Origin of the sequence: Brevundimonas sp. (genome assembly GCF_024711105.1) — a bacterium.
Classification (GTDB): Bacteria; Pseudomonadota; Alphaproteobacteria; order Caulobacterales; family Caulobacteraceae; genus Brevundimonas.
The window spans coordinates 1-8,390 of sequence record NZ_JANJTL010000178.1; the positions used below are offsets into that span (position 1 = coordinate 1).

The 8,390-nt window shown below is 67.3% G+C and carries 13 protein-coding genes and 2 pseudogenes; all 15 read right to left on the reverse strand.

Features of this window, described 5'->3' with window-relative positions; genetic code table 11:
• Nucleotides 1–77: pseudogene (locus tag Q0M60_RS14140) on the reverse strand (50S ribosomal protein L17); the annotation flags it as partial.
• A 246-nt stretch (nt 78–323) separates the two neighbouring features.
• Nucleotides 324–1,343 (reverse strand): DNA-directed RNA polymerase subunit alpha, encoded by a 1,020-nt coding sequence (locus tag Q0M60_RS14145; protein ID WP_296820709.1) that lies wholly within the window; start codon nt 1,341–1,343, stop codon nt 324–326.
• A gap of 81 nt (nt 1,344–1,424) precedes the next feature.
• Nucleotides 1,425–1,814, reverse strand: coding sequence for a 30S ribosomal protein S11 (gene rpsK / locus Q0M60_RS14150; RefSeq protein ID WP_296820712.1), 390 nt, complete (start codon nt 1,812–1,814; stop codon nt 1,425–1,427).
• A gap of 6 nt (nt 1,815–1,820) precedes the next feature.
• A complete protein-coding gene (rpsM, locus tag Q0M60_RS14155) occupies nt 1,821–2,189 on the reverse strand; it encodes a 30S ribosomal protein S13 (RefSeq protein ID WP_296820715.1) in 369 nt (122 codons plus the stop codon).
• 156 nt (nt 2,190–2,345) lie between these two features.
• A complete protein-coding gene (locus Q0M60_RS14160; protein WP_296820717.1) occupies nt 2,346–3,092 on the reverse strand; it encodes an energy transducer TonB in 747 nt (248 codons plus the stop codon).
• 60 nt (nt 3,093–3,152) lie between these two features.
• Nucleotides 3,153–3,713, reverse strand: coding sequence for an adenylate kinase (locus Q0M60_RS14165; RefSeq protein WP_296820720.1), 561 nt, complete (start codon nt 3,711–3,713; stop codon nt 3,153–3,155).
• Between the two features lie 26 nt (nt 3,714–3,739).
• The gene (gene secY, locus Q0M60_RS14170; protein ID WP_296820723.1) at nt 3,740–5,098 is read right to left on the reverse strand and encodes a preprotein translocase subunit SecY; all 1,359 of its coding nucleotides are present in this window, start codon (nt 5,096–5,098) and stop codon (nt 3,740–3,742) included.
• A 156-nt stretch (nt 5,099–5,254) separates the two neighbouring features.
• The gene (gene rplO, locus Q0M60_RS14175; RefSeq protein ID WP_296820725.1) at nt 5,255–5,737 is read right to left on the reverse strand and encodes a 50S ribosomal protein L15; all 483 of its coding nucleotides are present in this window, start codon (nt 5,735–5,737) and stop codon (nt 5,255–5,257) included.
• A gap of 116 nt (nt 5,738–5,853) precedes the next feature.
• On the reverse strand, nt 5,854–6,054 hold the full coding sequence (gene rpmD / locus Q0M60_RS14180) for a 50S ribosomal protein L30 (protein ID WP_296820727.1): 201 nt from the start codon (nt 6,052–6,054) through the stop codon (nt 5,854–5,856).
• A gap of 2 nt (nt 6,055–6,056) precedes the next feature.
• Nucleotides 6,057–6,644, reverse strand: coding sequence for a 30S ribosomal protein S5 (gene rpsE, locus Q0M60_RS14185; protein WP_296820730.1), 588 nt, complete (start codon nt 6,642–6,644; stop codon nt 6,057–6,059).
• 9 nt (nt 6,645–6,653) lie between these two features.
• Nucleotides 6,654–7,010 carry a 50S ribosomal protein L18 gene (gene rplR, locus Q0M60_RS14190; protein ID WP_296820733.1) on the reverse strand — a complete coding sequence of 119 codons (357 nt, stop codon included), beginning with the start codon at nt 7,008–7,010 and terminating at the stop codon, nt 6,654–6,656.
• Nucleotides 7,011–7,013: 3 nt separating this feature from the next.
• Entirely contained in the window at nt 7,014–7,547 is a 534-nt protein-coding gene (gene rplF / locus Q0M60_RS14195) for a 50S ribosomal protein L6 (RefSeq protein WP_296820735.1), read from the reverse strand.
• A 2-nt stretch (nt 7,548–7,549) separates the two neighbouring features.
• On the reverse strand, nt 7,550–7,948 hold the full coding sequence (rpsH, locus tag Q0M60_RS14200) for a 30S ribosomal protein S8 (protein WP_296820738.1): 399 nt from the start codon (nt 7,946–7,948) through the stop codon (nt 7,550–7,552).
• A gap of 15 nt (nt 7,949–7,963) precedes the next feature.
• A complete protein-coding gene (gene rpsN / locus Q0M60_RS14205; protein ID WP_296820740.1) occupies nt 7,964–8,269 on the reverse strand; it encodes a 30S ribosomal protein S14 in 306 nt (101 codons plus the stop codon).
• Between the two features lie 22 nt (nt 8,270–8,291).
• Nucleotides 8,292–8,390 (reverse strand): annotated as a pseudogene (locus tag Q0M60_RS14210) (50S ribosomal protein L5); the annotation flags it as partial.

Consider the following 8,390-nt stretch of genomic DNA (forward strand, 5'->3'; position numbering starts at 1 on the left):
GCGGCCATGTTGGCGAACATGGCGGTGCGGTGGGCGCTGGTGCGGCCGAGCTTGCGATGGGCGTTGCCGTGACGCATGCCGAACTCTCCTACGAAGGCCGGCGGACGCGCCGTCCGACCTCCCAAAGCAACCCGGAAACAAAGGCCGGCCGCCCGAAGGGCGAGGGCCCGTTCCGAGGTCGGCCCCGAGGGGCCGAAATCGCCAGGACAGGGTTTTGGGGTCCTTCCCGGCGAGCGAGGGCCGCGAACAGCGTCCTCATAAATTGACGAAGGCCGGACCCTTTCGGATCCGGCCTCGCCGATCTCATAGCACGAGACTTGAGCCTAGATCTGGTCTTCCAGCTTCTTGGCCAGGTCCTCGATGTTCTCCGGCGGCCAGTTCGGCACGTCCATGCCGAGCGACAGGCCCATGGAGGCGAGCACTTCCTTGATCTCGTTCAGCGACTTGCGGCCGAAGTTCGGGGTGCGAAGCATCTCGCCCTCGGTCTTCTGGATCAGGTCGCCGATGTAGACGATGTTGTCGTTCTTCAGGCAGTTGGCCGAGCGGACCGACAGCTCCAGCTCGTCGACCTTCTTCAGCAGGGCCGGGTTGAACGGCAGGTCCGGCTTGCCTTCGCCGGACTCGACGGCCTTCTTCGGCTCTTCGAAGGTGATGAACAGCTGCAGCTGGTCCTGCAGGATGCGCGCGGCGTAGGCCACGGCGTCCACCGGGGTCACGGCGCCGTTGGTTTCGACGTCGAGCACCAGCTTGTCATAGTCGAGCGACTGGCCCTGACGGGTCGGCTCGACCTTGTAGGCCACGCGCTTGACCGGCGAGTACAGGGCGTCGACCGCGATCAGGCCGATCGGGGCGTCTTCCGGTCGGTTGAACTCGGCCGGGACGTAGCCCTTGCCGTTCTGGACCGTGAACTCCATGCGGATCGAGGCGCCCTCGTCCAGCGTGCAGATCACATGGTCGCCGTTCAGGATCTCGATGTCGGCCGGAGCGTCGATCTGGGAAGCCGTGACCGGACCGGGGCCCGTGGCGCGCAGCATCATGCGCTTGGGGCCTTCCGCATGCATGCGGAGCGCCAGCTGCTTGATGTTCAGGACGATGTCGACGACGTCCTCGCGGACGCCTTCCATGGACGAGAACTCGTGGACCACGCCGTCGATCTGGACGGAGGTGACCGCCGCCCCCTGCAGCGAGGAGAGGAGCACGCGGCGCAGCGCGTTGCCCAGGGTGACGCCGAAGCCCCGCTCGAGCGGTTCCGCCGTCAGCTTCGCCTTGCGCGAAGCGTCAGAGCCGGTCTCGATCTGCGGTTTTTCGGGACGGATGAGCTCTTGCCAGTTTCTTTCGATCATCGATGTCCCTCGAACGGGTTTCGCCGGCCGCCGCAGCCTGGATTCAGGCTCCGCCGACCGGCGCTAAATAGTCAGGCCAGGTTAGACCCGGCGGCGCTTGGGCGGACGGCAGCCATTGTGCGGCATCGGGGTCACGTCACGGATGGTCGTGATCGTCATGCCGACGGCCTGCAGGGCGCGCAGCGCGGATTCGCGGCCCGAGCCCGGACCGGCGACGTTGACTTCCAGAGTGCGGACGCCGTGCTCCATGGCCTTCTTGCCGGCGTCTTCGGCGGCCATCTGGGCGGCGTACGGGGTCGACTTGCGCGAGCCCTTGAAGCCCATCGAGCCGGCCGACGACCACGAGATCGCATTGCCCTGCGCGTCCGTGATCGTGATCATGGTGTTGTTGAACGAGGCGTTCACGTGCGCCACGCCCGAAGTAATGTTCTTGCGTTCGCGCTTCTTGAGGCGCTCGGGAGCCTTGGCCATCAGGTCTTACTTCTTCTTGCCGGCGATCGGCTTGGCGGGACCCTTGCGGGTGCGGGCGTTGGTGTGGGTGCGCTGGCCGCGGACCGGCAGGCCCTTGCGGTGACGCAGGCCGCGATAGCAGGCCAGGTCCATCAGGCGCTTGATGTTCATCGAGGTCTCGCGACGCAGGTCGCCTTCCACGGTGAACTCGCGGTCAATGGTCTCGCGGATCTGCAGGACCTCGGCGTCGGTCAGCTGGTTGACGCGGCGCGCCTCGTCGATCCCGACGCGGTCCATGATCTGCTTGGCAGACTGCGGGCCGATGCCGTGGATATACTGTAGCGCGATCTCCACGCGCTTGTTGGTCGGGATGTTGACGCCAGCGATACGGGCCACGCGGTAGCTCTCCAATACGCGCAACAGACGCCAACGGCGCCCCGGCCATTCGACCCGGCGCTCATCGCGTCTTTCGCGGAAGCGCGCCGTTATACAGGGGATTCCTCACGCGTCAACGGCTTCTAAGGATTCTACGGTGGGCCGTGTCGAGAGCTTCTACGGGGGGAAATCCACGCCGATGACGATCTCCGTGTTGTCCTGGGGCCGCCCGGCCGCGTCGGTGGGCGGCCGCCAGCGATAGAAGGGCGCCAGCGACACCGCCGCCTGTCCCAGCCGGCTGCCGGGGGGCATCTCGCGGGTCACCACGCACCCCTCCAGCCGCTGGTCCAGCCGGATGCGGCAACGCATTTCCGCCCGCCCGACGCGACGCACCGCCAGGCCCGTGCGGGGCTGGGCCCTGCGCATCTGGGCCTCGGTCGGCCCGGAGATCAGGACGGCTCGCCCCGCGCCCGACCCCGGACCGGAGCCGGCGCCCACGCCCGTACCTGTCCCTGTCCCCTGCCCGCCTTGGCCCAGGCCCGGCTGGGTCGTCTGAATCGGCGAGGCTCCGATGACCTGCGGCGGTTCAGGCGCCGGCTCCGGCGGGGCGACAAAGGCGGGCGGTGGCGGGTCACGCACGACCGGAGGCACGTGCACCACGGACGGGGCGGCGGGCGCCCCCCCGCCCGCCTCGCGCGATACGGGGCGGGGCGGTTCGGGAGGCGGCGGAACGTCCGGCGTGATCAGAGTGATCTCGATCGGCGGCGCGGGCGGCGGTAGCCGCACGGTCGGCTGGGTCAGCAGCACCAGGGCGAACAGGCCGATGTGAGCGGCGGCCACGCCCGCGACGACGCCCGCCTTCTTCAGGCGGCGGCGATCCAGGAGGGGCGTTTTGACGTCCAGAATGGCCAGGGCGCTCCGCATGCCGCGATCATCCCCGATCGCGGCTATCCGCAGCATGAACGCGCTTGGGCGGCTTTGGGTCTAGCCCAGGACCCGGTCGATCTCGGCGGCGACCGCTTCTACCGAACCCATGCCGTCGATCTCGGCCAGCTTGCCCTGGCCCTCGTAGTAGGGGAGCAGCGGGGCGGTCTGGTTGTTGTAGGCCTCGAGCCGGGTGACAAAGGTCTCCGGATTGTCGTCCGGACGTCCCTGCTCCTTGAAGCGTTGGGTGACGCGGGCGAGCAGCGCCTCCTCGTCCACCTTCAGGCGGATCACGTGGTCGATCCGCGCTCCGCGCCGCTCGAGCATCTCGTCCAGCGCCTCGGCCTGGGCCAGGGTACGCGGAAAGCCGTCGAAGATGGCGCCGCCCGCGGCTTCGGCTTCATCGAGCCGCAGCTCGATCAGGGCGATGACGATCGGGTCGGGCACCAGGTGCCCCGCGTCCATGATCGCCTTGCAGCGCTGGCCAAGCTCGGTGCCCGAGCTGATCGCGGCGCGCAGCATGTCGCCGGTCGAGAGCTGGACCATGCCCCGCTCAGCGACCAGCCGCTTGGCCTGGGTCCCCTTTCCCGCCGCGGGCGGGCCGAAAAGGATCAGGTTCATCGCCACGCGTTCAGCCCCTCGTCCGCCTACCGTCTGCCGCCGCGACCGCGCAGCTTGGCCTTCTTGATGAGGCCTTCGTACTGGTGGGTCAGCAGGTGCGACTGAATCTGCGCCACCGTGTCCATGGTCACCGAAACCATGATGAGGATCGAGGTGCCGCCCAGCGCGGTGACGAAGGTCAGCTGGCCCAGCTGGGCGATGCCGAACTCGGGCAACAGGCAGACCAGGGCGATATAGGCCGCCCCGATCACGGTGAGGCGCGTCAGGACGTAATCCAGATATTCCGCCGTCCGCTTGCCCGGCCGGATGCCCGGCAGGAAGCCGCCGTACTTGCGCAGGTTCTCAGCCGTGTCCTCGGGATTGAACACGATCGAGGTGTAGAAGAAGCAGAAGAAGACGATCAGCGCGCCGTACAGCAGCATGAACACGGGCTGGCCGTGCTGCAGCATCGGCATCACGACGTTCAGCCAGTCCAACCAGGTCGGGACCGCATCCGGATTCGAGGCCAGCATGGCCGACACGGTCGTGGGCAGCAGCAACAGCGACGAGGCGAAGATCGGCGGAATGACGCCGGCGGTGTTCACCTTGAGCGGCAGGAAGGAGCTTTCGCCGCCGACCATGCGGTTGCCCTGCTGGCGCTTCGGATACTGGATCAGCAGCCGGCGCTGGGCCCGCTCCATGAAGACGATTCCGACCACGAGCGCGACCGCGAGGGCCATGATGGCGAACAGCAGGAAGGCCGAGATCTGGCCCTGCCGGGTCAGTTCGAGCAGCTGGTAGACCGAGCTGGGCAGGATCGCCACGATGCCGGCGAAGATGATCAGCGAGATGCCGTTGCCGACGCCCCGCGCGGTGACCTGCTCGCCCAGCCACATCAGGAACATGGTGCCGCCCGTCAGGGTGGTCACGGTGGTCAGGACGAAGAACAGTCCAGGGTCGTTGGCCACGCCCTGGAGGCTCATGGCGATACCGAACGACTGCGCCATGGCCAGAACCACGGTCAGATAGCGGGTGTACTGGTTGAGCTGCTTGCGGCCGGCCTCGCCGCCTTCCTTCTTCAGCTTCTCCCACGGCGGATAGACCGCGCCCAGGAGCTGCACGATGATCGACGCCGAGATGTAAGGCATCACGTTCAGCGCGAAGATCGCCATCCGCTCGACGGCGCCGCCCGAGAACATGTTGACCATGCCCAGGATGCCCTGGGACTGGGTCTGGAAGGCCTGGGCGAAGGCGTCGGCGTTCACGCCCGGGATCGGAATGTAGGTGCCGAGCCGGTAAACGATCATCGCGCCCAGCGTGAAAAGCAGGCGCTTGTGCAGGTCGGTCGCCTTGGAGAAGGCGCCGAAGTTGAGGTTGGCTGCGAGTTGTTCTGCGGCCGAAGCCATTACGGGATCCCCACGACTGTCGTCGTCAGATAGGGCATGAGCGCCCATTCGTCATCCCGGCCGCGCCGCATCGCGCAGAGAACCGGGACCTAAACGCAATCCGCATCGCGCTCAGGCCCCGGGTCGCACAGGCGCGCCCGGGGTGACGCGAGAGGGTCAGGCCGAAGCCTCTTCCTTGGCGGGACGCTGCTGGGTGACCGAGCCGCCCGCGTCCTCGATGGCCTTCACGGCCGAGGCGGAGGCGGACCAGACGGTCAGGTTCAGCTTGCCCTTGATCTCGCCGTGGCCGAGCAGGCGCACGCCGTCCTTGGCGCGGCGGATCACGCCGGCGGCGATCAGCTCGTCGGCGCCGATCGGCTTCTTGGCGTCCAGCTTCTTGGCCTCGATGGCCTTGGCTATGCGCCACAGGTTCACCTCGGCCAGCTTCAGCGCGCCGGGGTTGTTGAAGCCGCGCTTGGGCAGGCGCATGTGCAGCGGCATCTGGCCGCCTTCGAAGCCCAGCAGGCTGACGCCCGTACGGGACTTCTGGCCCTTCACGCCGCGACCGGCGGTCTTGCCCTTGCCGGAGCCGGGGCCGCGGCCCACCCGCATGCGCTTCTTGGTCGCGCCTTCGTTGTCGCGAAGTTCGTTCAGTTTCATGCGCCTGATCCTTTCGGGTTCTATCGCCCGCCTGGACGGCGGACTCGGCTTGGAAAAAATGAAGGGCCGCTTCTAGGCGGCCCTTCGGGTCTTCGCAAGAAGCCAGGCCATGGGCCTTACTTCTCGACCACCTCGGTGAGGTGAGCGACCTTGGCGATCATGCCACGGACGGCCGGGGTGTCTTCCAGCGTGGACTCGCGGCCCATGCGGTTCAGGCCCAGGCCGATCAGGGTAGCGCGCTGATCCGGCTTGCGGCGGATCGGGCTGCCGGTCTGGCGGACCGTGACGGTGACTTTGGACTCTTTCTTCGGGGCCATGATCAGGACTCCAGGGCGTCGGGCGCCGAGGCGCCGTCGTTACGGCGGCCCAGCATGTCGGCGACCTTCTTGCCGCGCTTGTTGGCGATCTGGCGCGGCGAGGATTGGGTCTTCAGGGCCTCGAAGGTGGCGCGCACCATGTTGTACGGGTTCGACGATCCCGACGACTTGGCGACGACGTCCTGGACGCCCAGGGTTTCGAGCACGGCGCGCATCGGACCGCCGGCGATCACGCCGGTGCCCGGAGGGGCCGAACGCATCATGATCTTGCCGGCGCCCCAGCGGCCTTCGCCGTCGTGGTGCAGGGTGCGAGATTCCCGCAGGGGAACGCGGATCATCGTCTTCTTGGCTTCCTCGGTCGCCTTGCGGATGGCTTCCGGCACTTCGCGCGCCTTGCCGTGACCGAAGCCGACGCGGCCCTTGCCGTCGCCGACCACCATCAGGGCCGCGAACGAGAACCGGCGGCCGCCCTTCACGGTCGCGGCGACGCGGTTGATGTGCACCAGCTTCTCGACGATGTCCGAGTCCGGACCCTCGGCCTCGGGGGCGCGACGGTCGCGACGGTCACCACGTTGGGGTTCACGAGCCATGTCGTATCCTTAGAACTTGAGGCCGGCTTCGCGCGCGGCCTCCGCCAGGGCCTTGACCCGGCCGTGATAGATGTAGCCGCCACGGTCGAAGACGACGTCAGTGACGCCCTTCTCCAGGGCGCGCTCGGCGATCAGCTTGCCGATGCGAGCGGCGGCGTCCTTGTCCGAGCCCTTGGCGCCCTTGCCGCCTTCCAGCGACGAGGCGGCGGCCACCGTGACGCCCTGGGCGTCGTCGATGATCTGGGCCGAGATGTTCTTGTCCGATCGGTGGATGGACAGACGCGGGCGTCCGTTGGCCACCGACTTGAGGCGACGGCGGGTCCGCTGGGCGCGGCGCTGCAGGCTTTCTCGAGGAGACAGGGCCATGGCTTACTTCTTCTTGCCTTCCTTGCGCCGGACGTTTTCGCCGGCGTAGCGGACGCCCTTGCCCTTGTAGGGCTCAGGCGGGCGGATCTTGCGGATCTTGGCGGCGATTTCGCCGACCGCTTGCTTGTCGGAGCCCGAGATCTTGATCTCGGTCTGCTTCGGCACGGCGAAGGTCACGCCGGGAGGCGGCGCGATGTCGACATCATGCGAGAAGCCGAGCTGCAGCGACAGGGCGTTGCCCTTCATGGCGGCGCGGTAGCCGACGCCGACCAGTTCGAGCGTGCGCTCGAAACCGGTGGTGACGCCGGTGACCATGTTCGACACCAGGGTGCGCGACAGGCCCCACATCGAGCGGGCGCGCGGCGTGTCCTCACGCAGCGACAGGACGAGATCGGAGCCCTCCTGGCGGACCTCGACTTCCGAGGCGACCGTCCAGGACAGCTGACCCTTGGGGCCCTTCACCGTGACGGTCTGGCCGTCGATGGTGACCGTGGCGCCCGCAGGCACGGCGATCGGCGCTTTTCCGATACGAGACATCGTCAGTACACCCGGCAGAGCACTTCGCCGCCGACGTTGGCGTCGCGCGCGGCGGAGTCGGACATCACGCCCTTGGACGTGGACAGGATCGAGATGCCCAGGCCGTTCTTCACCGGCTTGAGATCAGAGATCGACGAATAGACGCGGCGGCCCGGCTTCGAGACCCGGCTGATTTCCGCGATGACCGGCTGGCCATCGAAGTACTTCAGCTCGATTTCGAACTGCGGGAACTCGCCCGGCTTTTCGACCAAGCTGTAGCCGCGGATGTAGCCCTCGTCGGCGAGCACGTCGAGGACGCGCTGGCGCAGCTTGGAGGCCGGGGTCAGCACCGTCGAACGCTTGCGGGTCGCAGCGTTCTTGATGCGGGCGATCATGTCGCTGAGGGGGTCGTTGATCATCATGTGCGTACCCTCCCCTTACCAGCTCGACTTGGTCATGCCGGGGATCTGGCCCAGCGAGGCCAGTTCGCGCAGGGCGATCCGGCTCATCTTCAGCTTGCGATAGAAGGCCCGGGGACGACCCGTGACTTCGCAGCGGTTGCGGATCCGCGTCGGCGCGCCGTTGCGCGGAAGCGCGGCCAGCTTCAGGCGCGCTTCGAAGCGCTCCTCCAGCGGACGGCTCTCGTCATTGGCGATCGCCTTGAGGGCGTTGCGCTTGTCGGCCTGCTGGGCGACGAGGCGCTTGACCATCTCATTGCGGTTTACGGCGGACTTCTTAGCCATATCGGTGCTTTCCTTCCCGCTCTCAGTTCGTGAACGGGAACTTGAACTCGGTGAGAAGGGCCTTGGCCTCCTCATCGGTCTTGGCCGTGGTGCAGACGATGATGTCCATGCCCCACATCTG